The organism is Xanthomonas sp. NCPPB 3959 (assembly GCF_056675575.1).
This window is the reverse complement of record NZ_JBWWVR010000015.1, coordinates 39552-65198: the sequence shown is the minus strand read 5'-3', so window position 1 is coordinate 65198 and position 25647 is coordinate 39552. Positions and strand designations below refer to the sequence as shown.

General features: G+C 64.7%; 20 protein-coding genes. 2 read left to right on the top strand and 18 right to left on the bottom strand.

Going from position 1 to position 25647, the window contains the following annotated elements; genetic code table 11:
* Positions 1 to 3 precede the first annotated feature (3 nt).
* The 8 genes from gnd to AC1KVG_RS16985 form a co-directional block, all read right to left on the bottom strand.
* Positions 4 to 945, bottom strand: coding sequence for a phosphogluconate dehydrogenase (NAD(+)-dependent, decarboxylating) (gnd, locus tag AC1KVG_RS17020; protein WP_006452627.1), 942 nt, complete (start codon positions 943 to 945; stop codon positions 4 to 6).
* A 20-nt stretch (positions 946 to 965) separates the two neighbouring features.
* Positions 966 to 2267, bottom strand: coding sequence for a hypothetical protein (locus AC1KVG_RS17015; protein ID WP_481095168.1), 1302 nt, complete (start codon positions 2265 to 2267; stop codon positions 966 to 968).
* Between the two features lie 125 nt (positions 2268 to 2392).
* On the bottom strand, positions 2393 to 2773 hold the full coding sequence (locus tag AC1KVG_RS17010) for a glycine zipper 2TM domain-containing protein (RefSeq protein ID WP_115037735.1): 381 nt from the start codon (positions 2771 to 2773) through the stop codon (positions 2393 to 2395).
* Between the two features lie 124 nt (positions 2774 to 2897).
* Positions 2898 to 3707 (bottom strand): DUF2242 domain-containing protein, encoded by an 810-nt coding sequence (locus AC1KVG_RS17005; RefSeq protein WP_115037734.1) that lies wholly within the window; start codon positions 3705 to 3707, stop codon positions 2898 to 2900.
* A gap of 73 nt (positions 3708 to 3780) precedes the next feature.
* Positions 3781 to 4845, bottom strand: coding sequence for a DNA methyltransferase (locus AC1KVG_RS17000; protein ID WP_481095167.1), 1065 nt, complete (start codon positions 4843 to 4845; stop codon positions 3781 to 3783).
* Complete coding sequence (locus AC1KVG_RS16995; RefSeq protein WP_481095166.1) at positions 4838 to 5938, bottom strand: hypothetical protein; 1101 nt, start codon at positions 5936 to 5938, stop codon at positions 4838 to 4840. The genes AC1KVG_RS17000 and AC1KVG_RS16995 overlap by 8 nt, the downstream gene beginning before the upstream one ends.
* A gap of 22 nt (positions 5939 to 5960) precedes the next feature.
* On the bottom strand, positions 5961 to 7364 hold the full coding sequence (locus AC1KVG_RS16990; RefSeq protein ID WP_481095165.1) for a nicotinate phosphoribosyltransferase: 1404 nt from the start codon (positions 7362 to 7364) through the stop codon (positions 5961 to 5963).
* Positions 7365 to 7492: 128 nt separating this feature from the next.
* Complete coding sequence (locus AC1KVG_RS16985; protein ID WP_481095164.1) at positions 7493 to 8548, bottom strand: bifunctional nicotinamide-nucleotide adenylyltransferase/Nudix hydroxylase; 1056 nt, start codon at positions 8546 to 8548, stop codon at positions 7493 to 7495.
* 170 nt (positions 8549 to 8718) lie between these two features.
* Between AC1KVG_RS16985 and AC1KVG_RS16980 the strand changes: the two genes are divergently transcribed.
* Complete coding sequence (locus tag AC1KVG_RS16980; RefSeq protein WP_481095163.1) at positions 8719 to 9597, top strand: endonuclease/exonuclease/phosphatase family protein; 879 nt, start codon at positions 8719 to 8721, stop codon at positions 9595 to 9597.
* Positions 9598 to 10046: 449 nt separating this feature from the next.
* Here AC1KVG_RS16980 and AC1KVG_RS16975 read toward each other — a convergent pair whose 3' ends face one another.
* From AC1KVG_RS16975 to AC1KVG_RS16960, 4 genes are all read right to left on the bottom strand, one after another.
* On the bottom strand, positions 10047 to 12206 hold the full coding sequence (locus tag AC1KVG_RS16975; protein ID WP_481095202.1) for a carboxy terminal-processing peptidase: 2160 nt from the start codon (positions 12204 to 12206) through the stop codon (positions 10047 to 10049).
* A gap of 256 nt (positions 12207 to 12462) precedes the next feature.
* A complete protein-coding gene (lipA, locus tag AC1KVG_RS16970; protein WP_024939683.1) occupies positions 12463 to 13476 on the bottom strand; it encodes a lipoyl synthase in 1014 nt (337 codons plus the stop codon).
* 15 nt (positions 13477 to 13491) lie between these two features.
* A complete protein-coding gene (gene lipB, locus AC1KVG_RS16965; RefSeq protein WP_481095162.1) occupies positions 13492 to 14190 on the bottom strand; it encodes a lipoyl(octanoyl) transferase LipB in 699 nt (232 codons plus the stop codon).
* The gene (locus AC1KVG_RS16960) at positions 14178 to 14456 is read right to left on the bottom strand and encodes a YbeD family protein (RefSeq protein WP_006449336.1); all 279 of its coding nucleotides are present in this window, start codon (positions 14454 to 14456) and stop codon (positions 14178 to 14180) included. The genes lipB and AC1KVG_RS16960 overlap by 13 nt, the downstream gene beginning before the upstream one ends.
* 273 nt (positions 14457 to 14729) lie before the next feature.
* On the opposite strand from AC1KVG_RS16960, the gene AC1KVG_RS16955 reads away from it, so the two are divergent.
* The gene (locus tag AC1KVG_RS16955; protein ID WP_074058294.1) at positions 14730 to 15791 is read left to right on the top strand and encodes a lipid A deacylase LpxR family protein; all 1062 of its coding nucleotides are present in this window, start codon (positions 14730 to 14732) and stop codon (positions 15789 to 15791) included.
* Positions 15792 to 15928: 137 nt separating this feature from the next.
* Here AC1KVG_RS16955 and AC1KVG_RS16950 read toward each other — a convergent pair whose 3' ends face one another.
* The 6 genes from AC1KVG_RS16950 to mrdA form a co-directional block, all read right to left on the bottom strand.
* Positions 15929 to 17134 carry a D-alanyl-D-alanine carboxypeptidase family protein gene (locus AC1KVG_RS16950; protein ID WP_074058295.1) on the bottom strand — a complete coding sequence of 402 codons (1206 nt, stop codon included), beginning with the start codon at positions 17132 to 17134 and terminating at the stop codon, positions 15929 to 15931.
* Positions 17135 to 17420: 286 nt separating this feature from the next.
* The gene (locus AC1KVG_RS16945) at positions 17421 to 18821 is read right to left on the bottom strand and encodes a septal ring lytic transglycosylase RlpA family protein (RefSeq protein WP_481095161.1); all 1401 of its coding nucleotides are present in this window, start codon (positions 18819 to 18821) and stop codon (positions 17421 to 17423) included.
* Positions 18818 to 19957, bottom strand: coding sequence for a lytic murein transglycosylase B (gene mltB, locus AC1KVG_RS16940; RefSeq protein ID WP_481095160.1), 1140 nt, complete (start codon positions 19955 to 19957; stop codon positions 18818 to 18820). The genes AC1KVG_RS16945 and mltB overlap by 4 nt, the downstream gene beginning before the upstream one ends.
* 288 nt (positions 19958 to 20245) lie before the next feature.
* Positions 20246 to 21652, bottom strand: coding sequence for a glycoside hydrolase family 28 protein (locus AC1KVG_RS16935; RefSeq protein WP_104549589.1), 1407 nt, complete (start codon positions 21650 to 21652; stop codon positions 20246 to 20248).
* An 816-nt stretch (positions 21653 to 22468) separates the two neighbouring features.
* A complete protein-coding gene (rodA, locus tag AC1KVG_RS16930; protein ID WP_481095159.1) occupies positions 22469 to 23587 on the bottom strand; it encodes a rod shape-determining protein RodA in 1119 nt (372 codons plus the stop codon).
* Entirely contained in the window at positions 23584 to 25644 is a 2061-nt protein-coding gene (gene mrdA, locus AC1KVG_RS16925; protein WP_481095158.1) for a penicillin-binding protein 2, read from the bottom strand. The genes rodA and mrdA overlap by 4 nt, the downstream gene beginning before the upstream one ends.
* Positions 25645 to 25647 lie beyond the last annotated feature (3 nt).

The following is a 25647-nucleotide window of genomic DNA, read 5'->3' as shown; positions in this document are numbered from 1 at the left end:
GCGTTACGCGTCCTTGCTGCCGATCGTCGGCGGTGTCGCGGTGGTGGTCATCACCGCATGCCCACCGAACTGGTTGCGCATCGCCGCCAGCAACTTGTCGGTGAACGAATCCTTGTCGCGCGAGCGCAACCGCTCCATCAGCGACAGCGTGATGATCGGCGCGGATACTTCCAGATCGATTGCCTCGGCCACCGTCCAGCGACCTTCGCCCGAATCGGCCACGAACGGTGCGATGCCGGCCATGCTCGGGTTGTGCGCCAGCGCATCGGCGGTGAGATCCAGCAACCACGAACGCACCACGCTGCCATCGCGCCAGATCTCGGCGACCTGGTGCAGATCCAGCGCGAAATCGGTCTTGTGCTGCATCAGCGCAAAACCTTCGGCATAGGCCTGCATCATTCCGTACTCGATCCCGTTGTGGACCATCTTGGTGAAGTGGCCGGCACCGCTCGGGCCAACGCGGCCCCAGCCCTTGTCCGCTGCCGGCGCCAACGTGGCCAGCACCGGATGCAGCGTGGTCACTGCCGCCTCGTCGCCGCCCACCATCAGGCTATAGCCTTCCTGCAGACCCCAGACGCCACCGCTGGTGCCGCAATCGACAAACGAAATACCGCTGGCCTGCAACAGCGCGGCGCGGCGTTGCGAATCCTTGTAATACGAATTGCCGCCGTCGATGACGATGTCGCCGGCCTGCAACAAAGGCAGCAGCTGCGCCAGGGTGTCATCGACAATCTTGCCGGCCGGCACCATCAACCACAGCACCCGCGGGCTCGGCAGTGCCGACACCAACGCTGCCAGCGCATCGGCAGTGACAATGCCCTTGGCCTGCGCACTGCTACGCGCGCCCTCGCCCGGGTCGTAGCCATGCACGCGATGTCCGCCGTGTACCAGACGCTCGGCCATGTTGGCGCCCATGCGGCCCAAACCCACCATACCCAGTTCCATAATCGCTCCTCATGATCTGATCAGTGCAGGGTGCCACGCCGGGCGTACGCTGGCGTGGCGGAATTCTCAATGGATCGTTCCGCAGCGGTGCCGGCGCTGCACTGTTGCAGCTGCCAATCGATCCAGCGCCAGTACAAGGTGCTGCGCAAATTGTGCAGGGTCAGGTCGATGGCATACGGCGTGCGGGGATTGCGGTCTAGCAGTCGCGCCACGTGATAGCCGATCGGCTTGACGCCCTTGGGATGCACGTAGACCAGAAAGCCCTGATAGAACGGATCGTCCAGTAACGCTTCTAGCGTTTGCAGCTGCGCGTGTTGTTGCGCATCGAGCGTGGCGCGCAGTTTTGCATCGCGCTCGTACAGCAAACGCTCGAAGCGGCGCTTGCCCCGCCCGCGCACGTCCTTGGCCAGTTCCCAGATTTGTCGATTGAGCGCGTCGTAATGCGCAAAGCCGCCGTGCTGCGCCAACGCCTGCGCCGCCGCATCGCTGACATCCACCACCACGAAGTTTTCGGCCTGGTTATGGATGTCGTCCAGATACGCCTTGTCGAACACATGCGCGATAAACCCCGGCGCACCGACAAATGCCTGGCGCCCCAGTTGCGCGGTCTTGACTGCCTTGCCGTCGGCAAAGAATTCGCCGGCATGCGCACCCAGCAAGATGCTGTCGGTGTCGTGCAAGGTCAAAAAGGTACCGATCGATAACTCGCCAGGCGTAAACACCCGATCGAATCCGGCATCGCCGTACAGCTCGCGCTGCGTGGCCAGCTGCGCCACCTGACGCCCCACCCCGCATTCGGAGCGCACTTGGCCGCTGTAGAACGCATCCAGCGCCTGCGCATTGCTGCCACGCGGCTGATAACCACGCCCGAAACTGCGAAAACCGCTCCAGCCCTGCGCAGCGGCGCCACGCCAGCCGAAGCCGATCCAGCCCAGTTGCACGGCCGAAAACCGATAGTGCGGGTTGTCTTGCAGCTGCGTCGTTGCACGCCGCGTGGCCGCGCCGACTTCGAACGCATAGGCGCACTGCGTGGCGGAATCGTCCAGCAAGGCCTTGAGCGATGCGCCGCGTTGTTGCGCGTTCCAATTTAGTGGAAGCGTCAGCTGCAGGTCGCCGGCGGCGCGTGCCTGCGCGAGCGAGCCGCGCGTACACGGTTCTCCGCGTTGGATCACCGGCGCACTGACCGCTGCGCTGCGGATGTCCCAGCCCAGGCGCCGCAGCAATGCTTCGACGCAGTCCACCCCTGCAGCGTTTGCTGCCTCACTTGGCGCGGCAACGGCGACCTGCAGCAATTGCGCGGCCAACAAGGCCAGAGCAAACATCCCGTTGCGGCAAGTGCGAAAAAAACTCATCGCTGCGATGTGGTGTGAATCGACAACACGGCGCTGCACCCTCAAACGTAGAAAGCCCCGGCATGACCGGGGCTCGTAGATTCAATTCAGCAGATTCAACGACGTTCGCAGACGCGCTCGACCTGACGATTGCCGTTGGCTTGCTGGCGATTGCCCTGGATGGTGCGGCCCGCAGCACCGCCGGCGACTGCACCGGCCACGGTTGCCAGCTTCTTGCCGTTACCGCCACCTACCTGATTACCCAGCAGACCACCAACCACTGCGCCTGCAACGGTGCCGCCGACGCGATTGGGGTCGGTCGAATTCTTCTGCACTTCGACATTGTGGCAGCGCACGCGCGTGCCGTCATTGAACTTGCGGCCTTCGTCTGCTTCCGTATAACGGTGCTGACGCGAATGGGTCTGGGCCTGCGCGAAGGTGCTCGTCGCCATCAGGCTGATCAAGGAAATACCCAGCAGGGAATTGCGCATCTTCATCGTGGTCTCCGTCGTTCTCGCCCACTCGGCGAGTCATGGTTGCACTCTCGCGGCTCGGTCGAGAACGCAACGTGAAGCGCGCAGCCGGCTATTCAGGTTCCGGAGCGAAGCGTGAACTCTAACGTCACGGCTGAGTTGCGGGCTCGGTCTGCGGCACGTTCGCCGGCGTGGATGCAGGTGCCGGTGCAGGGGGCGGATCTTGGGCCTCGACCGGTAGCGGCGCAACCGGCGGCTGTTCGACTGTTGTGGAAGCAGACGTTGCGGCAGTGGCCGGCACTGCAGTCGCGGGTGTTGCAGCCGCTGCGGTCGGCACGGGTGCCGCCGTCGCCGCAGGTGTGGCCGCTGCTGGATGCGGCGGTGCAACCGGTGCGGGGGCCGCGCTCGCCGCGGCAGGCGCGGCCTGGGTCACATTGGGCAGATACGAGTTCAAGCGCTCGAAAAAGCGCTTGTAGAAGGCCGCGTCCTGCACCGTGGTGGTGGACACACGCACCAGCGAGTCGCCGGTACTGCCCACCGGCAACGACAACGAGCCGAGCACGCCGACACCGACGCTGGCCGAGGTCGAGCTCTTCTTCAGTGCGTAACGATCCTGCAGCGCGCTGACGAAGACCTGCGCCTTGCCGCCCTCCTGGGTGGCGCAGGAAATGCGCAGATTGAGCTGCTCGCTCTGGTCGGCTTCCTTGAGCTGGAAGTTCTTGCTGCCTTCCACGCCTGCGGCATCGGCGCGCGTGACCGCGTAGCCCTGGCTCAACAACACGCGCCGCGCGGCCTCGCAAGCCTGCATCGAGGTGGCCGCCACACTGCGCGAATAGGTATCGTCGGAATTGAACGACTCGCGCATCAGCATCGTGTCGCCCTTGCTGCCACCGCAGCCAGCCAGGGTTGCCAACGCGCCAAGCAGCGCGCCGCGCGCGATCAGGGAAGAACAAGACATAGACAACTCCGGCATCCAAAACCGGCCAAGAGCATAGCCGCAACCCATGTGCGCGTGGCGTGGCGTTGCCGGATCAGGGCAACGGCGGTTCATCCGCCGGCAATTGCAGGTCCAGCTGCAGGCGGCTGCCGTCTGCGCCGATGCGCTCGGCGCGCAGATAGTGGTGCGCACGCACCGCGGCCAGCGCCACCGGCGCCCGGCACGGCTCGCCCCACAGGCTCAACGCGAATCCCTGCTCATGTAGCCACGCGGTCAGGCGGTCCCATAGTGGCTGCTCGGCTTGCAGCATCAGGTCCAGATCGGCCGGGCCCTGGAGCACCGAGTCCGGCGACTCCAACCAACGCGCGTAGCTCCCGTGCACCACCACCGGCAGGCCTTGCGCCCGCACCGCCTGCAGCAACTGCGCCGCCTGCTGCAGGTCCAGCCGCTGCCGGCAATGCTGGAAAATCAATGCGTACTCGTGGCTGCGATTGCTCTGCGTGCCGGCATGCGTCAGCGCTGCGCCCGGCCGCTGGTAGCACAGCACCCGTTCCTCGCGCAGCGTGAACAGGCTGGCGAGGATCCGCCCCAGGTCCCATGCCTGCGGGATCACCCGCCCGCCGACAACGACGTTTTCCACCATCGCCACGCCAAAGGCATCCGGCCGCAGCCGCTTTCGCAATGCATGCAATACCCCGCGCATGCCGAACAGATAGCCCGAGTAATCGGCACTGGCATACAGCTGCCCAGGCACTGCTTGGCCGCGCCAGTGGCAACCGAAATACGGCACGTTGGTCAGACACAGATCGATCACCGCAGCAGGCGCGGTGTCGACCAGCGAGCCGACCACGACCGGCGCCTGTACGGCATGCCGTTGCAGGCGCGTGCGCGCCAGTTGCGCACGTGCAGGGTCGATCTCCATGCCATGCGCGTTGCGCCCTTCCATCGCCGCCGCCAGCAGCGTGCTGCCGAAACCGCAGAACGGATCGAACACCTGCTCCCCCGGCGCACTGAAATGGCGTACGAACGGGCGCATCTGGTTGACCCAGCCACAGTCGCGCCCGCCAAGCGAATCGGCTGCGCACAGGTCATCGGGCAGTGCCCACGCGGGGTCGTCCGGTGTAGGCGTCCACCAGCTGTGCTGATCGAGCTCATCCATCGGCCGGGTCCCACAGCACGTCGGCATCCGGATCCCAGCCCGCGCACAAGCGGCCGTTGGCGAAAAACACCAGCTTGTAGAGGTCGCCGGTGGCATGCCGCGCGTGCATGGCCGCATAGTCGGCGCTTTCGAACACCACTTCCAGGCCATCCTCACTGCGCATGCGCAGATTCCAGAAGTAATAGCCCTCGGTCATGCCGTCCGCTTGCCAACGCGACCACCACGGCTGCTGCATGCACTGCGCCAACAAGGTCTCCATCCCGATGCGGTGCTGCGCGATATAACGCCAGGTGCCATTGCTGCGATACGCAGCGTCCAGACGCGACAACTCGCGAAAGATCACCTGGCTGGCGCCACAGCTGCGCGCCCACGCGATGTACTGCGCCACGGCATCGGCACTGTCCACACCACCGCGTTGCACGATGCAGACCAGTCGCACCGGCACGCGCGCCGCAATGCCTCGTGCCGTATGCGCGAAAGTGGCCGTATCGGCAATCGGCTCGTCGGGGCGAAAGCGCATGATCGCGTCGTTGCCCGCCTGCAGCGGGTGGTGACGCGACAGCTCGATCCACGACAGGCCGAAGTCCACCAAGGCATCGATCAACTGCGCACCCTGCGCACGCGCAAACCCGGCACCATTGCTGTACAGCACGCGCTGCTCCACACGCGGGCCGTCGGGCGTTGTTGACAAGGTATGCAGCAAGGCCTGCAACCAATCCGGATCGTCGGTCATCTCCAACCCGGACAAGGAATACGACAACGGCACCTTGTGCAGCAACTGCAACGCAGCGCTCAACTGTGCGAAGTAGTCCGGCCCCGGACGCAACATCGCTGCGGCCAGGCCGCCACCGTGCTGGCGCAGGTTTTCCGAACAGAAACCGCAGCGCGCCGAACACGGCCGCACCGACGCATACGGCGTAAAGGTGATCGGCAACGCCACCCGATACGCGCGCTCGCCGATGCGCAGCGCATGCCATCGGCTTGTCTCGCTCTGCTGCGGCACGCGCCGCCGCAGGCTGGGCGCCGCAGCACGCAGCCCGGCCAACAGTGGCGATGCAGACAGCAACGAGTCGTCATCGATGGAGGCGTGCATGCCACTGCCTGCGCCGTAAACGTCAGCGACGCGCGGCGTCGGCACGTGCGCGCACCTGCTCCAGCGTCCATTCCTGCTGCATGACGCCGTTTTCCCATACTGTCACCAGCGCATCTTCGCTGTCGGCGCTGGCGGCCACTTCGTCGAGCAATGCACTGCGGTAACGACCATCGCGGCGGTCGCGCAGCAAGGTCAGACGCCCCCGCTTGCTCTGCTTGCCCTTGTCGGTGATCGGGTCCTTGTAGACATCGATCCATTGCCCGTCCACACGCACCGCCGAGCACTTCAGCGCGAACTTCTGCGTATCGCGGTCCACCTTCTGCAGCAGCGCACCGCCCATGCCGAAGGCGACGTTGTCGGCGGCATAACCGGCGGCAGTGATGCGTTCGAGAATGGCGTGCAGCGATTGCGGATTGATGCCATCGCCCTGGATCACTCGCACATGGTTGAGCACCTTGTAGCCCTTGCCGTTGAGTTGATGGCCGAAGGCTTCGTCCAGCAGCACCAGGCACTGTTCGACCACGTCCACCGGGTCGCCGGAATCGGGGCGGATCACCACCGTCGCGCCGGAGGCGATGATCTCTTCGCGCAAGGTGGTGCCCCAATGCTCGCGAATGGCGCGGTAGATGTCGTAGCTGTCGGAGACCACCGCCACGATGGAACCGGGCCGTGCGAATTGCGTGAGCATGTTGCGATACGCATCCACCTCGCGCTCGCGGCCCCAGCTGGTGATGGTGCTGTGCTCGGCGGCGGGAATCGAAAACCCCGCCACCGGCGTGTGGTAATGCGCGCGTGCCAGCAACAACGCCGACAAGGTATCGGTGCCGAGGAAGTTCACCAGATGCGCCGCGCCACCGAGGGCGGCCGAGCCAAGACTGGACACGCCACGCGCGCCAAAGTCATGCAGCTTGAAGGGCAGCTGTCCTTCCGGGTCGTCGCTGGTGCGCTCCAGGTAATCGCGCACGATCTGCTTCACCTGCCAGCTCACCGTGGCCACCGTCACCGGGTACCACACGCGCAATAGCAGCGTTTCCAGATACGACGGCACCCAGAACGCCTTGGCGTCGGTGGATTCGATGGTCATCAACACATTGTGCGTGGGCACCACCGCACCTTCGGGCACGGCGCGGATGCGGATCGGCAGCTGCCCGCCAAGGCGGTCGACGATATCGCGCCAGCCGGCTTCGTTGAACGGCTCGCCATGCGCGGCCAATAGTTCCTTCGCATCGTCGATATCGGCGTGCGTCACCGGCCGGTTGATGGCTTCTTTCAGGATCGACTGCAGGCCGAAGAACACGGTCTGGTCGTACACGCCACCGCGCGATTCCACATAGAAAAACGCCGCATCGGTGCCGGGCGGGTATTGCAGCCAGTGGCTGGCTTTGTAGCTGTCGGTGTTGAGCAGCAGGTTATCGAGGTAATGCATGACGGAAGCTCCTTCGCGTCGAGTGAACCAGCGGTCTATCCGCCGGCGGGAGGTCATGGTTCAAGCCGACACACGGTGCGAGCGGCTGCTTGATAGTCAGCAGCAGCACGCAGCAGGTGGTGTCGCTCTCAGCCACGGCCCAGGAAAAATTCAAGAATATGCAGATGGTCTTCGTACAAGCGCGGGCCCATCGCCATCACTTCGGCGATCGGAATCCAGCGCGCCTTGTCGGCATCGTCGCCGCCGCGTACCGCGGGCAACTCGCCGGCCGGAAATTCGAAATGGAATGCATGGGTGATGGTGCGTCCACGCAGGCTGCGCTCGGGATGATCGAACACCTGGCGCCCCCGCAATGACCCCTTGAGCACCGGCACAGGCACCTTGAGCCGGGTTTCCTCGCGCAGCTCGCGCAGACAGCCATCCAGCAGACCTTCGTCCTGGCCGATGAAACCACCCGGCAACGCCCACAACCCCTTACCCGGCTCGGCGCGACGACGCACCAGCAACACATGGCCCGAATGCACGACCACCGCATCGGTGGTGACGAAGGTCGGCGCATACGGCGCATCCTTCCACGCGGCGCGGTATTGCTCGATAAAACGGTATTCGGCCACCAACTGTGCGTAGCTCGGGGAATTACGCCGAAACGCCTCCAGCATGTCGTACACCGGCGCCGGCACATTGCCGCGCAACATCAGCAAGCCACCATGGAAACCGATTTCGCCGGCTTCGAACAGATAGCGGCGCAACTCGGTGGCCGAGAGCGTGGCGGTGTGTTGCACATCTTCCAGCGGCCACTGCGGAAACTCACGCAGGTAATAACTGCTGGCATCCTTGTCCATGCCGATCAGGCCGACCCGCGCATCGAGCGTGCCGCCGTCGGCATGCACCGCCTCGGCCACCTGGCGCTGCACGTCGGCAATCCACAGGCTTTCGTTATAAAGATGGTCGCGCAATGGTCGCACTATCAACCGGTCGCTCTCGCCCGGCAACGCGGACTCGATCATCACCGCGCGTTCGGCAACGGTCCACGGATTGCGAATGGTGCGGGGCGTGTCGGCAGAGCCGATCAACACAATGAGCTTGTTCGCCTTGCCCAGCGCGTGGCGGGCGACGGCGGCGTGGCCGTTATGAAAGGGCTCGAAACGCCCGATAAACACGAGATAGTCGTACTGCGTTGCCATGAGAATCCCTCACGGTTGAGTGGTCAGCCAGCGGTCTATCCGTTGGCTTGCTGCAAATGCTACGCCGATGTGCGGCGGCGTCAAGCCTGCGATGCATCGATGCAAAGTGATCTATCGGTCATGCCAGCTGACTAGACTTGGCAGTCTGCCCTTATCAGGAATTCGCCTGTATGCCACGCCAATCCACACGCCAATCCATTCGCGTCGTGTCACGTTGCTTGCTCGCTGCAATCGCAGTGCTGTGCATCGCATTGCCTGCATTGGCCGCGCCTGCGCCCGCACCACTGCGCGTGATGTCGTTCAACGTGCGCGTGCCGGTGGATACCGATGGCGACAAACGTTGGGAGGTCCGTCGCACGGCGATGGTCGCGCTGATTGAACAAGCGCACCCCGACGTCTTCGGCACGCAAGAGTTGGTGAAAGAACAGGCGCAGTATCTGGCAGCACAATTACCCGATTACCGCTGGTTCGGTAAAGGCCGCCGCGCCGATGGCAGCGACGAACACATGGGGGTGTTCTACGACAGCCGTGTCCTGAGCGTGGTGGAATCGGGCGACTTCTGGCTGTCCGAAACGCCTGAAATTCCCGGCAGCAGCAGCTGGAACACCGACCTGCCGCGCATGGCCACCTGGGCGCTGTTCGAACGCCGCAGCGACAAGCGTCGCTTCTATCTGTTCAACACCCACTTCGCTCACCGCGATCAGGACGAAGCAGCGCGCGAACACAGCGCACGCGTGATCCTGTCACGCATCGCAACGTTGCCTGCCGGCATTCCGGTGGTGGTGACCGGCGACTTCAACAGCGATCCCGACAACGGCACCTACCGCACGCTCACCGCTGTACTTGGCGATGCACGCGCACATGCCACCAAGCGGCAAGGCCCGGAGAAAACCTTCCAGGATTTCACCACCCACCCGACCCGACGCATCGACTGGATCCTGTTCCGCGGCCTCACACCCACGCGCTTTTCCACATTGGATCAGCGCCCCGGCGGCGTGCTGCCGTCAGACCACTATCCGGTGCTGGCCGAACTTTCCTGGCCGCAGTGACATCGCGACAGCCCTGCCCTGCCGACCTGAGGGAGTGTCCCTGCGTGCCATTGCGCGTGACCATTAAAGCCTCATCGCAGGCAAGCGCATCCCCCAATCACCATCAATGTACTGAAGGGGATGTTGGTAATGGCGGAGATTTGCTCGGATCGAAAAGAGCCGATCAGGTTGCCCGCCATTGGACGCCCGCACAGGCACCGCTCGCAACCAGGCACACCGACCACCTCCACTGGTCCTTGCCCGCCCACCATCGCGGGACCTTACGCGGCATGGATGCCGCGTAAGAGCTTCAAGGACGTACTTGCAGCGTGTCCCGCGACGGTCGGCGGGCAAGGGCCCTGCAGCAAAACCACAGGTCATCCGCTCTCAGAGCCGCTCTTAGTCGGCATCAAAAAAAAGCCACCGCATGCGGTGGCTTTTTTTCTTGCACTACGAACAACCCACCAAGATCAATCAGCCCAACGTCCCGGCGCAGTCGACTGCGGCAACACCTGCGCCGATAACGGCTGGTCCTGCGACAGCAGGCCCAGCGCATCGGCAATGATCGCGGCCGATTCGTGCAACAACGGATCCGGACGCTTTTCTGCGGCCTTTTCGCGTGCGGTGTCCTTGACGATGTCGCGCTCGTTGCCGGTCAAGCCGTCGTCGCTGTCCTCGGCAAGCGGGTCCAGCGGCAGGCCCAGCTGCTTGCGCACCTGCTGACGATCCTTGCGCTGCTGATCCTGCTTCTGACGCTCGGCAACGCGCTCGGCTTCGTTCAACGAGATGAACTTCTTGGCCTTCTCATCGCGGAACTGCTTGACGTCTTCTTCCCACCACTGGAATTCCTTGTCGGTGGCGATACGCGCGGTATGCAGGCCCTGCAACTTGGGCAACAGCGGCGCGAAGTTGCCGTACTGGGTATGCGGCGCGGCGGCGATGCGTGTCCACGGCAGCGCGTTGTCATAGGTGCTCTCACCGAACTCGGTGGCATCCACGCTGGCCGGGAATGCGATGTCCGGCACCACGCCCTTGTGCTGGGTGCTGGAACCACTGACGCGGAAGAACTGCGCAATCGTCAGCTTGACCTGACCATAGCGCTGACCTTCGGCAGCCGGCCACCGATCAAGATCAACGATGTTCTGCACCGTGCCCTTGCCGAAGCTGGTCTCGCCGATCACCAGACCGCGACCGTAGTCCTGGATGGCGCCGGCAAAGATCTCCGATGCCGATGCCGAACCGCGATTGATCAACACGCCCAGCGGGCCGTCCCATGCCACCTTGGGATCACTGTCGCCGTTGACGGTGACGCGGCCGCCGGATTCGCGCACCTGCACCACCGGACCTTGCTGGATGAACAGGCCGGTAAGCTCGATGGCTTCGTCCAGCGAACCGCCGCCGTTATTGCGCAGGTCCAGCACCACGCCGTCGACCTTGTCGGTCTTGAAGCCGGCCAGCAGCTTGGCCACGTCGCGTGTTGCAGAGGCATAGTCGGCGGCGTTGCGACGACGGCCTTCGAAATCTTGATAGAAGCCCGGCAACTTGATGATGCCGATACGCCGCTCCGGCTCGCTGCCCTTGGCCGGCAGCGTAATGGTCTCGCCCTTGGCGGCCTGCTCGGCCAGACGCACCTTCTGCCGGGTCAGCGTCACGGTGCGGTGCTTGCCGTCGATACCCGACTCGGCCGGAATGTATTCCAGGCGTACCTGGGTGTCCTTGCTGCCGCGAATCTTGGCGACCACATCGTCGATGCGCCAGCCGATCACATCCTCGATCGCGCCATTCTTGGCCTGGCCCACGCCAACGATACGATCGCCCGGCTTGAGCGTGCCATCCACTGCCGCCGGACCACCCGGGATCACCTCGCGGATCACCACCATGTCGTCCTGCTTCTGCAACTGCGCGCCGATGCCTTCCAGCGACAGCGACATCTGCTGATTGAAGGTCTCGGCGGTGCGCGGGGTGAAGTAATCGGTGTGCGGATCGACCGCATTGGTATAGGCGTTGACGAAGAACTGGAACACGTCCTCGCCCTTCAACTGCTTGACCGAATCGGCCAGCGAGACATAACGCTTGTCCAGCGTCTTGCGAATGTCGTCAGGCTTCTTGCCGGCCAGCTTGAGGCGCAGCCAATCGTTCATCACCGACTGCCGCCACAGCACGTCCAGCTGCTTGTCGTCTGCCGCCCACGGCACGTCCTTGCGGTCGTACTCGAACTTGTCGGTGCCGGAGAAATCGAAGTCCTGCTTGAGCAGGTCGCGCGCGTACTTGACGCGCTGATCGACGCGCTTCTTGTAGACCGAAAACACCTGGAACGCCGGCTCCAGATTGCCGCCACGCAACGCATCGCCAACGCCCGTCTGCAACGGCGCGAAGCTATCGATGTCGGCCTGGGTGAAGAATTGTTTGCTGCCGTCCAGCGTTTCCAGATAGCGCTTGAAGACGTCCTTGGACATCGCCTCGTCCAGCGTGCGCGGACGGTAGGCATAGCGGCTGTCAGAGAGCAGACCGTAGACCAGCTTAGTCGCGGTGGCCTGTTCGGGCGTGGCTGCCGCCGGCAACGCCGTATCGGCGCGTGCGAGCAAGGCCATCGGAGTGGTCAACACCAGCGCCAGCAGGCCGGCCTTCATGGACGTAGAAACGTTGTAGGTCATCGAATGGCTCTCGGCACGGGGCCGATGAAAGGAAGGCGGTGAACGGATCAGACAGCATGACAGTGCCGAAAGTTGCTGGCCTTGTCATCCGCTGCTGAATCAGCCTAGCGCCGGGCCTGTAGCGGATTGTGAACGCGACCGTACCCTGCAGCCGACTGTGCATGGGCCGGATACGACACGGCCCCGCGCTGAGCGCAGGGCCGCGTGGCTTGCTCGACTGCCAGTGCTGACCTCAGGCCGCAACGCCAGCGCCAGCTGCCTGCCGGTCGGCGTGATACGACGAGCGCACCATCGGCCCGGAGGCGACATGGCTGAAGCCCAGCGCATTGCCGTAGTCTTCCAGCGCCTTGTACTCCTCCGGCGTCCAGTAACGCATCACCGGGTGATGGTGCGGCGTCGGCTGCAAGTACTGGCCGATAGTGATCATGTCCACATCGTGCGCACGCAGGTCGCGCAAGGTGGCCTGCACCTGCTCCATCGTCTCGCCCAGGCCAAGCATGATGCCGGACTTGGTGGCGATGGACGGGTGCTGCGCCTTGAAGCGCTGCAGCAAGGTCAGTGACCACTGGTAATCGGCACCGGGGCGCACGTTCGGATACAGGTCCGGCACGGTTTCGATGTTGTGGTTGAACACGTCGGGCGGGCTCAGCGCCAGGATCTCAAGCGCGCGGTCCATGCGGCCCTTGCCGCGGAAATCCGGGGTCAGGATCTCGATGCGGGTCTTGGGCGAACTGACCCGGATGGCCGAAATGCAGTCGACGAAGTGCTGCGCACCGCCGTCGCGCAGATCGTCGCGATCCACGCTGGTCACCACCACGTACTTCAGGCCCATATCGGCCACGGTAGTCGCCAGGCTGGCCGGCTCGTTTGCATCCGGCGGCTTGGGCCGGCCGTGCGCCACATCGCAGAACGAGCAGCGCCGCGTGCACACCTCGCCCAGGATCATGAAGGTCGCGGTGCCGTGGCTGAAGCACTCGTGGATGTTCGGGCAACTGGCTTCTTCGCAAACCGTGACCAGGCGGTTTTCGCGCAGCTTGGCCTTGAGGTTCTGCACCGCGTTGCCGGACGGAATCCGCACGCGAATCCAAGAAGGCTTGCGCAGCACCGGCGCATCGACGAACTGCACCGGCGAGCGATTGATCTTGTCGCCACCGATCTGCTTGACGCCGGTCTGCAGCGGCGCAGGCGCGGCGGTGTCGCCGGAGACGACCTGCAAGGGGATGGAACGGGCGATAGGCTGGGTCATGGCAATAACGGGCGCTCAGGCCGGAAGCGAAAGGTCGGGCAATGCGGAAACAGGCTGCAACACGAGACCGAACTGGCGCGCCAGCTGATCGAGCAGCACCGCCTTGACGGCGTCCATCCCGGAAGGGCCGCCCAAGTCTAGCACCGAGGTCACTTGCAGGCCCTGGTAGCCACACGGGTTGATGCGGTGAAACGGCTCCAGATCCATCGCCACGTTGAACGACAAGCCGTGGAAGGTGCAGCCGCGCCGCACCCGGATCCCGAGCGCGGCGATCTTGGCCCCGCCCACGTACACGCCGGGCGCGCCATCGCGGCGCTCGGCGACGATGTTCCATTCGTCCAGGGTGTCGATCAACGCCTGCTCGATCTTGCACACGTAATCGCGCACGCCGATCTTGAGCCGGCGCAGGTCCAGCAGCGGATAGACCACCAACTGGCCGGGGCCGTGATAGGTGACCTGGCCGCCGCGATCGACGTGCAACACCGGGATGTCGCCAGCTGCCAACACGTGCTCGGGCTTGCCGGCCTGGCCCAGCGTAAACACCGGCGCATGCTCGACCACCCACACTTCGTCGGCAGTGTGTTCATTGCGCGCATCGGTGAAACGCTGCATCGCACGCCACACCGGCGCGTAGTCCTGGCGGCCGAGATCGCGCAGCTGTGCCGGCAGGATCGGAACCGCTGCCAGCACAGGCTCGGCCGCTACAGCGTCCACTTCACTTCCGGGTGTTCGCGCAGCGCCTGATGGGCGGCATCGAACTGCGCCCGGTCCTCTGCGCGAAAGCCGATCCGGATGGACACGTATTTGCCGGTGGACGAGTGCTTCCAGCTGATGCTTTCTTCCAGCAACTCGACGCCAGTCGCGGCGAGCAGACGCGGAAGTTCGGTTTCCAGCCCGCGTTCGGCCGCGCCCATGGCGGTGAGCTCGAAGGTGCCGGGAAACTGGAAGCCGTGATCGGGGTTGTCGGAGCTGATTTCCATCCGCCCATTATCGGGCCGCTGGCGGGCAAACCCAAGCCTTCAGCTGTCGGACTGATGAGCTTGTTGCTGCCAACAGCCGGGTGAGCAGCCCCAACGTTTTAGCAAAACACTGCCATTACAGTCCCGGACCAAACACATCTACTTGCTGGTGATAGTTCTCTACAGGACAGCACAGGCAGAGAATGCTCCAGCTCCCGGCACATTCACGCGGCGCAGCAGCGGCCGCAGGCACCTTTGCCGAACACCGTCCTTTCCTACCTTTCCAGGCCCTCCATGCTTCGACCGCGCGCGTTGTCTGCTGCCCTGCTGCTTTCTCTCACCGGGCTGTCGATGCCGGCCCTGGCGGCGGATCAATGCGATTCCAGCAGGCTGGGAAGGACCCCGCCGGCGGTGAATTTCCGGGTCGACAACGATTTGTTCGGCGGGGAGGATCAGGACCAGGGCTATTCCAACGGCGCGGTGCTGACGCTGGTGTCGCCCAACCTGGTCGACTACACCGACGACCCCTGCCTGCCGCGCACCGCACGCTGGGTCAACGGTTATCTGGAACGTCTGCATCCGGGCGAGTTCGACCAGCAGAACATGGTGTTCTCGATTGGCCAGGGAATCTTCACGCCGACCGATTCCACCCGGCGCGATGTGATTCCCGACGATCGCCCGTATGCGGGCATCCTGCTGGCGAGCTTCGGCTACAACGCGCGCAACGATGCGCACCTGCGCACGACCCAGTTGCAGATCGGCGTGGTCGGCCCGTGGGCGTTTGCGCAGGAAGCGCAGGATGCGATCCACGATGCGCTGGGCGATGAGAAATTCCAGGGCTGGGACAATCAGCTGCACAACGAGCCGCTGATCAATCTGGTGCACGAGCGCATGCGCCGCTGGCCGGGCGATGCGGCGGTCAATGCAGACGGCTTTGGTTGGGATTTCATTTCGCACTGGGGCGGCGCGGTCGGCAACATGGCCACGCACTTGAATGCCGGCGGCGAAGCGCGCTTTGGCTGGAAGCTGCCGGACGACTTCGGCAGCACCCCGACCCGCCCGGCCGGCGAGAACACCGCGCCCAGCCGGCTCGGACGTGCCAGCGGCTGGTCCGGCCATCTGTTCGTGACCACCGATGCGCGCTGGGTACTGCGCGACATCACCCTGGACGGCAACACCTTCCGCAGCAGCCACAGCGTGGACAAGCGCGCGTTCGTCGGCGACGTCGGTTACGGCCTGGCGGTGATGTACGGCCGCTGGAAATTCGCCATCGCTCGCTATCACCGCACCCGCGAATTCGATACCCAGCGCGAGACGCCGGTGTATGGCAGTTTCACGATCAGCCGGATGCTTTGAGGGCTGGGAATCGGGATTGGGGATTGGAGATTCGTAAGAGCGGGCTGCTGGTGCTTCGCTCCTGCTCTCGCCTTTGCCAATCCCGAATCTCCAATCCCCGCAAAGAAAAAGCCGGCGAAAGCCGGCTTTTTCTTTGCTCACTCAGATTCCCACCACATCCAGAACGCATCCCAGAGGCGCTTGAAGAACCCGCCTTCTTCGACGGCGTTGATCGCCACCAGCGGGGCCTGAGCGATGATCTTGCCGTCCAGGCTGACCTTGACGGTGCCGATCTGCTGTCCCTTCTTGATCGGGGCCTGCAGGTTCTTGGCCACTTCCATGCTGGGCTTGAGGTCGTTGTAGCGACCGCGCTGCAGGCTGACCAGCAGCGGTTGGGCCACGCCCAGCTGCACTTCGTCCTGCTCACCCTTCCACACCTTCTGCTTGGTCACGACCTTGCCGGGCGCGTACAGGCTGTGGGTCTCGAAGAAGCGGAAGCCCCAGTTGAGCAGTGCCAGGCTGTCGTCGGCACGCTGGCGCTCGGACGAATCGCCCATCACCACCGCCACCAGGCGCTGATCGCCGCGCTTGGCCGAGCTCAGCAGGCAATAGCCGGCTTCGGAGGTGTGGCCGGTCTTGATGCCGTCCACCGCCGGGTCGCGCCACAACAGCAGATTGCGGTTGTTCTGCTTGATGGTGCCGACCTGGAATTCCTTGATCTTGTTGTAGGCGTAGGTCTCCGGGTAATCGCGCACCATCGCGCGGCCCAGCATGGCCAGATCGTAGGCGGTGGAGTGATGGCCTTCGGCGCTCAGACCGTGCGCGTTGACGAAGTACGAATCCTTCATGCCGATCTTGGCGGCGTAGCTGTTCATCAGCGAGGCGAAGGCTTCTTCGCTACCGGCGACATGCTCGGCCAAGGCGATCGCGGCGTCGTTGCCGGACTGGATCGCCATGCCCTTTTCCATATCTTCCAGCCGCGCGGTCTGGTTGACCGGGAAGCCGCTGTAGCTGCCGTCGGTGCCGGCGCCGCCCTCGCGCCAGGCGCGCTCGCTCATCATGACCTGGTCGTCGCGCTTGACCTTGCCGTTCTTGATCTCGGCAGCGACCACGTAGGAGGTCATCACCTTGGTGATGCTGGCCGGCGCCAGCTGCTGGTGGATGTTTTCACCGGCCAGCACCTGCCCGGTGGCGTAATCCATCAGGATCCAGGACTTGGACACGGCCGGCGCGGGTGCAGGCGGAACCGGCACGGCGGCCGGCGCAGCAGCCACTGCGGGAGTCGGCTGCGGCGCAGGTGTCTGGGCGCAGACCAGGCCGAAGGCGAACGTGGCCACGACAGCGGCGGCGAAGCGGAATTTCATTGAAGAACGACTCCTGACGGGCCCGAAGGCTGGGTAATGCGAAATTGTAAGGTGCGACGGCGATCAAGGCGACGCGCCGCAGGGCATGCACGCTTGCAGAGTTCAGCGTTGGCGTAACCGTGCGGGCCGAGAATGCCTGCAGCAGCGCGCGTCGGGATCGAGCGAGGCAGGCGACGCTGCATCCAGAGTGAGCGAGTGGGCTAGCCGATTCCGTGCGCCAGCCCTGCCGGCCGCGCCAGTCGACGACTGGACGGCTGCCTTGATCGCTGCGCTTAAGACGCAACGCTTAATTGGCGACGATTTGCGGGCGCCCGAAACCCAGCCCGGCAATGCGCTGGGCGATTTCCGAGGCATTGGCGTGGTCGCGTGCATTGACGCGCAGGCGCCACAGGGTGCGCCCGCCACTGACGATGTCGCTGACGCTGGCACCGGCGATGCCGGCCGAGGCCAGCTGCGACAGCGCACGATTGGCGTTTTCGCGACTGGCGAAGCTGGCGACCTGCAGCAGGATGTCGCCGAGTGCGGTCTCGGCAACGCTGGGCGCCTTGGCAGGCACCGGTTCGGGCTTGGTCGCACGTAGCGGCGCGCTGCCTGCAGGCTTGACCACCGCGACCGCCACCGGTGCGGCAGGTGCAGGCGTCGATGCCGTGGCCGATGCCGGCCGCGGCGCAACAGCTGCCGGCTTGCCGGTCGCAACACGCACGCCCTGCGACTTCATCCACGCATCGAAATTGTCCGGATTGCCGGGCTGGCGCGAATCGGCCACGTGATAGCGCCAACGCTCACCTGCCGCAGTGACCGGCGCGGCGGCGATCGATGTCGCCACCGGCACGGCAGCCGAACTTGCCGCCACCGCGCGCGGAGCAACCGTGCCGTTGGGCAGACGCTGCACCAGACCATCGATCTGGCTGCCGCCCGAGGCCGGCCGCGCTGCGGCAACGCCGGTAGCGACAGGTACTACGCCATTGCGGCGCTTGGCCAGCAGATTGCCGTTGTCGGCTTCGGTCAGGCCGCGCACTTCGACATTGCCGGTGCCCTTGCCGGTGATGCCCAGCTTGACCGCAGCGGCGTAACTCAGATCGATCACGCGGCCGTCGTGGAACGGGCCACGGTCGTTGACGCGCACCACCACCGAGTCGCCGGTGTCGGTATTGGTCACCAAGGCGAAGCTGGGCAGCGGCAGGGTCTTGTGGGCGGCGGTGAAGGCGTACATGTCGTAGACCTCCTTGTTGGAGGTCAGCCGGCCGTGGAATTTGCTGCCGTAATACGAGGCGGTGCCGCGTTCGACATAGTCGCCAGGGTTGTCCATCACCACGTAGCGCTTGCCCAGCACTTCATACGGCGAGCGATTGCCCACCGCCGAGCGCGGCTCGTTGCTGACCAGCGGCTCGGGAATGCAGGCCACGTTGGGCACATGGTCCGGGGTGGTGTCCTTGACGCCGGGTTTGTACAGGCCGCCGGCGGTGTAATCGCCACGCGTGGACGGATCTTCCTTGGCTGCCGCATACGGCGAGCTCGACGGGCATCCGGTGGCGACATACGCCGGCCCCTTGCCTTCGACCTTGACGCCCTTGATCGCGCCGCTGCCTGCGCTGCCCGAACTCTTCTTCGGTGCACTACTACAGGCCGCCAGGCCGAGCATCAGCGCCATCGGGATCAGCCATTTGGGGCCTGTCATGCTGTTCATGCCGGGGGTAACTCCTTGCCGGCGATGGCCTCGGACAGCTGGAACACGGCCATCGCGTACATCTTGGAAATGTTGTATCGGGTGATCGCGTAGAAATTCTGGAAGCCCAGCCAGTACTGCTTGCCGTTGGCATCGTCCAGGGTGATCGGCGTCGCCGTGCTGCCGGCCACGACCGGCGCATTCGGGTGGTAGCCACGCGCCGACAGATCGGCCAGCGTGTACACCGGCGACCAGTCGGTGGGATTGAATTCCTCGTGGCCGGCGGCCAGCGTGGCCGGTACCGCGACCTGACCACCGCGCACCCAGCCGCCCTTCTTGACGAAGTAATTGGCGACCGAGGCGAACACGTCGTTGTGGTCGGTGAACAGATTGCGCTTGCCGTCGGCATCGCCATCCACCGCGAACTGGCGGTAGCTGGACGGCATGAACTGGCCCATGCCCATCGCGCCGGCATAGCTGCCGATCAGCGTGGTGACATCGAGTTGCTCTTCCTTGCCGAGCGCGAACAGCTGGCCGAGTTCATCGCGGAAGAACAGCTCGCGACGCACTTCGCGTTCGAGCTTGGCCGGGTCGCCGCTGCGCGGATAACGGAATGCCAGCGTGTACAGCGCATCCAGCACGCGGTACTTGCCGGCGTTGCTGCCATAGCTGGTTTCCACCCCGATGATGGCCACGATCACCTGTGCCGGCACGCCGGTGGCCGCTTCGACCTTGCTCAGTTCGGCGCGGTGCTCGGCCAGGAACTTGCGGCCGCCATCGATACGCGCCTGGGTGATGAACATCGGCCGGTATTCGTTCCACGGCTTGACCCGCTCGGCCGGCCGCGACATCGCAGTAACGATGGCGTCCTTGAATTGCGCCTGCGCCAGCACCGCTTCGATTTGCGCGGCGTCGAGGCCGTACTTGGCGGCGGTGTCGCGCACGAAATTGGCACGTGCGATCTCGAACGGCACCGGGGTCAGGTCCACCGGCGGCAACGCGGGCGCTTCGGCGGCCGCACTGGCGGGCGCGACCGGCGCGCTCGGCGGCTTGGCCGGGGGCGAACTGGCGGCCGGCGGCGGGGTCGGAGGACTGGGCTGGGTCGCGCAGGCGACAAGGCCGAGGGTGAGCAGGCAGGTCAGGGTGCGTCGAATCATCGGCCGAGAGTAACAGAGACCAGATGAACTTCTGGCAATAAGACCATGAAACGAAAGAGCTTTAGCCGAAGTCAAGGCATGCCGCAGCATCGGCACAAGCTCGCAGGACGCTCAGCTGCAGGGCGCAGCACAAAAAAACCTCCATGCAGGCCCGGATGTGTCCGCTGCGATGGAGTCGGGGATTCCCTCAGTCTCCACGATGCAGCACCTCTCGGCGCTGCATCGTTTTTCGCAAACGGCATTCGAAAAAAATCAGGCGCAGCCGAAACGCCGGCCACGCCCGATCGATCACAGTGCCGGGAAACGCGGTGCCGTCGAGCAGGTCGGGATCGCGCCACTCAGTTGCACGGGGGCGGTAGTGACGCCGGCGCCCAACTTTTCGGCGGTCAGATCGCTGTTGACCAGCCCGATCTGCGCATTGCTGGCAGTGACGGCAGTGTTGCCTGTCGCAAGATTGGCCAGCACCAGATCCAGCGGCGTCTGCGCATCAAAGCCCTTCAGGATCCAGCCCTTGCCCTTGAGGCCAACATCGCCCGTGGTACGCAAGCCGTTGACCACGATCTCCTTGAAACTGGGCTTGGTCCCGCTACCACCGGTCGAATAGAACGGGTTGATCACCAGCGGGCTGGTCACCCCGAACAGGCAGATGTTGCGATAGGTAATCAGGCTGACCGGGCCGCCCTTGACGATGCTGGTCTTGATGCGCAGCCCGTTGTTGTCGGTACTGCGGTTGCCGGCATCGTCGGTGGAGGTGATGGCGTTGTTTTCGATCAGCACATTGTTGACCCCGGACATCACTTCGCTGCCGATCGAGATGCCGTGGGTGCCGTAACAGCGGTTGTCGCGCACGCTGATGTTGCCGGACTTGGAGGCAATGGTCTTGATCGCCACGCAGTCGTCGCCGCCCATCACATCGTTATCGACCAGGCTGGCGTTGACCACGCTGTCCAGGTCCAGACCATCGGTGTTGGGGCTGGTGGCCGGCGACTTCACCCGCACGCCCCAGATGGTCAGGCCATCGACGATATGCGCGAAGAAATGGAAGTACGCCGCATTGATCAGATTGACGTTGTAGAGGGTGAAGGTGTTGGAGTTCTGCACCTTGATCAGGTCCGGGCTGTTCTGCACCTGGCCTGCGTTCTTGGCGTTTTCGCCGAATTCCCACCAGGTGGTGTTCTTGCCGAGCATGGGCAGATCGCCGCGGCCGTCGATGGTGCCCTGGCGCCCACCGGTACGCACACCCATCACGCCCGACTTGAGGCCCTTGACGCTGATCAACGGCAGACACCCACCGCTCTTGGCACCGGCAGTGCCGCAGCCGCTGCCGTAGTCGGCCGGATTGCGCGAGCCGTACAGGGTGACGCCCTGATCGATGACCAAGGTGACGCCGGTGGGAATCGACAGCGGCCCGCTGAGAAACGCAGTGCCGGTGCCGGCCTTGAGCAGCACGCTGCCGTTTTTGCCGGTACAGGCGGTCAGTGCGGCCTGGATGGTTTTGGTATCCGGCGGCGCACTTTCCGATGCAGCGTCGAACAGGCGCCCACTCGGCGTGTGGCTGGCACTCACCGGCTGGCAGGTGGCAGGAATCGCCGGCTCGGAGACCGCGCGCGTATCGCCCGTTGCAAGGTTGATGGCGCCGGCTTGTGCGGCGAGCGTAAGACAGACACCGCCGATGGCGGCGGTTAGCAATTTCATGAAGAAGATCACCTGAGAGAGGAATGGCGCGTGCCTGCTGAAGCAACGCGACCCGGCCGCGGCAAACTCAGCGGCGTGACGGACTCTACGGAGCAATCACCGCACATGCGCAAGGCAAGCGAACCCGGAACCGCGCGAACGAAGCGGCACCGCGACGGTGTGTCGGCATTGCAACGCAGCGCGCAGAACGGTGCGCGATTTGCGAAGCGTCAGCTGCGTGACATGTGCGTGTCGCATGCGTGTGGCGCATGCGGCGCGCCATGCTTAAAGCGACCAACAAAATCACTCGAACGCTGTAGCGATGGCGGCAACGTGTTGGCCACATGCGCTTTCGTTGACGCGTGCAGCGATGTCGGGACAGCAGTGACTCGCTCGGATCGAAAGGAGCTCCTCAGACCGCACCTCATCGACCAGCCGCGCAACATGCACTGCTCGCACCATGCACCGACCATCTCGACTGGTCCTTGCCCGCTCACCGCCGCGGGACCTTATGCGGCATGGATGCCGCAGAAGAGCCTACATGGACGTACTTGCGGCGTGTCCCGCGGCGGTGGGCGGGCAAGGGCCCTGCAGCCAAGCAGCAGATCACCCGCTCTACAACTGATCCATCCGCACTGTCGAATCACTTCGACACACTGGTTGAGCGGTAGCGGTTTTAGATGCAGCTAGAAGCTCAGGTCAAAAGCTTTAGTCGGTCGAGGGCGCAATGCCCTCATCGCTTGGTGGTGTGCGAGTGGGAACCAGAACGCCGGCCGCACCCATCTGTGGTGAGCGCAGTAGTTCTGCCAGCTGCCGTTAGCCGCACGACACGCCGGCTCAATACCCATGCACAGGACGATGCGCCTTGACCGCCATCACCAGGCCCAATCCGGCCAGCAGCGACACCGCCGAGGTGCCGCCGTAACTCATCAGCGGCATCGGCACACCGACCACCGGCAGCAGGCCGGAAATCATGCCGCCGTTGACCAGCACGTAGACGAAGAACGCCAGCCCGGTGGCACCGGCCATCAGCCGCGAATAGGTGTCGCGCGCTTGCGAGGCGATCCACAGGCAGCGACCGATCACGATCAGATACAAGGTCAGCACGGTGGCCACGCCGATCCAGCCGAATTCTTCGCTGAGCACCGAAAACGCAAAGTCGGTGGTCTGCTCGGGAATGAAGTTCAGATGCGATTGCGAACCCAGTCCCCAGCCCTTGCCGTCAAAGCCGCCGGAGCCAATCGCGATCTTGGATTGAATGATGTTCCAGCCCGCGCCGAGCGCATCGTTTTCCGGGTTGAGAAACATCATGATGCGGTCCTTCTGGTATGGCCGCAGCAGCCAGAACCAGGCCACCGGCGCGGCCGCCGAAACACCACCCACGCCCACCGCCACCCACCACCACGGCAGCCCAGCCAACAGCAGCACGAACACGCCGCTGGCGGCGATCAGCACGCCGGTGCCGAAGTCCGGCTGCAGCATGATCAGCGCAGTGGGCACGCCGATGATCATGCAGGTGACCAACACGGTGGAGATGCGCGGCGGCAGCGGCATGCGATGCAGATACCAGGCCGCCATCATCGGCAGGCTGATCTTCAACAACTCGGCCGGCTGCAGGTAAAACAGTTTCAGATCCAGCCACTGGCGGCCGTACTTACCGGTGCCCAGTGCGAACACCGCCAGCAGCGGCAGCATCGACAAGCCGTAGACCCACGGGGTCCAGGCGCGCAGTCGCAGCACCGACATGCGCGAAATGCCCCACATCGCGGCCAGGCCGATGACGAAGCGCACGCCCTGCGCCATCACCAGATGATCGCCATTGGCGGAGCCGCCGGCGCTCTTGAGCACCGACAGGCCGATCACCATCAGCGCGCCCAGCGCCAGGCACAGCAACCAGTCCAGGCTGCGCGTGAAGCGCGCCACCATGTCCACCAGCCAGCGCAGGATGTCACTCAATGGTCGATCTCCTGCACCGCGTCCGGTACATCCGGCACCACCGGCTGCGCCGGGGTGTTGGGATCTAATGCCACGGCGGTCTGGCCGATCACCACCGGCAACTCGGCCAGCGTGGCCGCGGCCGCATCGCCGGCCGCACGCGCATCGGTGACGCCGGCCTCGAACTGGTTGACGCCCACGGCAGTCATGCCGAGCTCGCTGTCCAGCGGCTCCAGACCGGCGGGCATCTTGCCCAGCAGCCAGGCGTCGAAGATCTTGCGTGCAATCGGCGCCGCCGAGCTGGTACCGAAGCCGCCGCCCTCCACCGCCACCGCCACCGCGATGACCGGGTTGTCGGCCGGTGCGAAACCGACGAACAGGCCGCGGTGACGCAAATGCATCGGCAGGCTGCGCGGGTCCACCGCCGCCACACCCCTGCGGCTGACCACCTGCGCGGTGCCGGTCTTGCCGGCCATCAGGTAAGGCGCACCGGGGGTGATGGCATAACCGGTGCCGCCGGGGCGCATGGTGTCCATCATGCCCTCGCGCACCACCTGCACGTGCGCAGGATTCGGGCTGATCGGCTTGCCCGGCGGCTGGATCATCGGCTGCCACGGATGATCGAAGCCGGTGCGCTCTTCCAGCACTAGATGCGGGCGCTGCAGCAGGCCGCTGGCGATCCCCGAAATGCCGCGCACCAGCTGCAACGGGGTCACTTTCCAGTCGCCCTGACCGATGGCGATATTGACGGTATCGCCGGGGTACCAGCGCTCCTTGCGGGTTTTGTACTTGTAGGCCGGCGACGGCAGGATGCCGCCGATTTCGCCGAGCAGGTCCACGCCGGTGGGCGCGCCGAAGCCGTACCCGCCCATGTAGTGGTCGAAGCGCTCGATGCCCATGTCCACCGCCAAGCGGTAGTAATAGGTATTGACCGACTGGGCGATCGACTTGCGCAGATCGGTCCAGCCATGGCCGCCGCGGTGCGAGTCGCCCCAGCCGCGGCTGACGCCAGGTAGATAGAACATGCCGGTGGACAACACCCGGTCTTCCGGCCGACGCAGGCCGCTATCCAGCCCGGCCAGCGCGATCAGCGGCTTGAGCGTGGAGCCCGGCGCCACGCCGCCCAGCACCAGCCGGTTGAACTGCGGCCGCGACGGGTTGTCGTTGAGCATGCGGAAGTCGGTGTGCGAGATGCCGTTGACGAACAGGTTGGGGTCGTAGCTGGGCAGGCTGACCATGCCCAGGATCTCGCCGGTGCGCGGGTCCATGGCGATCGCCGCGCCTTCGTGCTCGCCGAATGCGGCCACCATTGCGCGCTGCAGATCGGCATCCACCGACAGCCGCAGGTCCGCGCCCGACTGCGGCGCGACCCGGCCGACGGTGCGGATCGCCCGGCCCTGCACATTGGTTTCGACCTGTTCGTAGCCGACCTGGCCACGCAAGTCCTGCTCGTAATAGCGCTCCAGCCCGGACTTGCCCATGTGAGTGAGCGCGGCATTGCCCTCGCCCAGCACCGCCAGGTCTTTTTCGTCGATGCGGCCGACGTAGCCGATGATGTGCGCGAACAACGGCCCGAACGGATAGCGCCGGGTCAGATACGGCTCCAGCTCCACGCCGGGGAAGCGCCAGCGCTCCACTGCAAAGCGCGCCATTTCCTCATCGCTCATGCGCAGCTTGAGCGTCACCGGCAGAAAGCTGCGGCGCGCCTTGCGCTCACGATTGAAGCGCTCCAGATCCTCGGGCGCGATCGGGATCACCTTGCCCAGCGCCGCGAGCATGGCCGCCATGTCGGTGACCTTGTCGGGGGTCACGTCCAGACGGAAGGCCGGCACGTTCTCGGCCAGCAGCCGGCCGGTGCGGTCGTAGATCATGCCGCGCCCGGGCACCACCGGTTTGGGCTTGATGCGGTTGGCTTCCGAGCGGGTGGCGTAGACCTCGTGGTCGAGCACCTGCAGCTTGAAATACCAGCCGCCCAGGCCGACCAGGCACACCACCACCATCACAAAGCCCAGCACCGCACGCCGGCGGAACTGCTCGGCCTCCGCATGCGGGTTCTTGGGGTGACGACGCCCGTGCATGGC

What these genes read in the sequence shown, in the direction of transcription:
- AC1KVG_RS16995 (WP_481095166.1), bottom strand. Translation starts at nt 5,938, where the DNA reads ATGCACGCCTCCATCGATGACGACTCGTTGCTGTCTGCATCGCCACTG.
- AC1KVG_RS17000 (WP_481095167.1), bottom strand. Translation starts at nt 4,845, where the DNA reads ATGGATGAGCTCGATCAGCACAGCTGGTGGACGCCTACACCGGACGAC.
- AC1KVG_RS16950 (WP_074058295.1), bottom strand. Translation starts at nt 17,134, where the DNA reads ATGAAATTCCGCTTCGCCGCCGCTGTCGTGGCCACGTTCGCCTTCGGC.
- lipA (WP_024939683.1), bottom strand. Translation starts at nt 13,476, where the DNA reads ATGACCCAGCCTATCGCCCGTTCCATCCCCTTGCAGGTCGTCTCCGGC.
- AC1KVG_RS16960 (WP_006449336.1), bottom strand. Translation starts at nt 14,456, where the DNA reads ATGGAAATCAGCTCCGACAACCCCGATCACGGCTTCCAGTTTCCCGGC.
- AC1KVG_RS16935 (WP_104549589.1), bottom strand. Translation starts at nt 21,652, where the DNA reads ATGAAATTGCTAACCGCCGCCATCGGCGGTGTCTGTCTTACGCTCGCC.
- AC1KVG_RS16990 (WP_481095165.1), bottom strand. Translation starts at nt 7,364, where the DNA reads ATGCATTACCTCGATAACCTGCTGCTCAACACCGACAGCTACAAAGCC.
- mltB (WP_481095160.1), bottom strand. Translation starts at nt 19,957, where the DNA reads ATGATTCGACGCACCCTGACCTGCCTGCTCACCCTCGGCCTTGTCGCC.
- AC1KVG_RS16980 (WP_481095163.1), top strand. Translation starts at nt 8,719, where the DNA reads ATGCCACGCCAATCCACACGCCAATCCATTCGCGTCGTGTCACGTTGC.
- AC1KVG_RS16985 (WP_481095164.1), bottom strand. Translation starts at nt 8,548, where the DNA reads ATGGCAACGCAGTACGACTATCTCGTGTTTATCGGGCGTTTCGAGCCC.
- gnd (WP_006452627.1), bottom strand. Translation starts at nt 945, where the DNA reads ATGGAACTGGGTATGGTGGGTTTGGGCCGCATGGGCGCCAACATGGCC.
- AC1KVG_RS17015 (WP_481095168.1), bottom strand. Translation starts at nt 2,267, where the DNA reads ATGTTTGCTCTGGCCTTGTTGGCCGCGCAATTGCTGCAGGTCGCCGTT.
- mrdA (WP_481095158.1), bottom strand. Translation starts at nt 25,644, where the DNA reads ATGCACGGGCGTCGTCACCCCAAGAACCCGCATGCGGAGGCCGAGCAG.
- AC1KVG_RS16945 (WP_481095161.1), bottom strand. Translation starts at nt 18,821, where the DNA reads ATGAACAGCATGACAGGCCCCAAATGGCTGATCCCGATGGCGCTGATG.
- AC1KVG_RS17005 (WP_115037734.1), bottom strand. Translation starts at nt 3,707, where the DNA reads ATGTCTTGTTCTTCCCTGATCGCGCGCGGCGCGCTGCTTGGCGCGTTG.
- AC1KVG_RS16975 (WP_481095202.1), bottom strand. Translation starts at nt 12,206, where the DNA reads ATGAAGGCCGGCCTGCTGGCGCTGGTGTTGACCACTCCGATGGCCTTG.
- AC1KVG_RS16955 (WP_074058294.1), top strand. Translation starts at nt 14,730, where the DNA reads ATGCTTCGACCGCGCGCGTTGTCTGCTGCCCTGCTGCTTTCTCTCACC.
- AC1KVG_RS17010 (WP_115037735.1), bottom strand. Translation starts at nt 2,773, where the DNA reads ATGAAGATGCGCAATTCCCTGCTGGGTATTTCCTTGATCAGCCTGATG.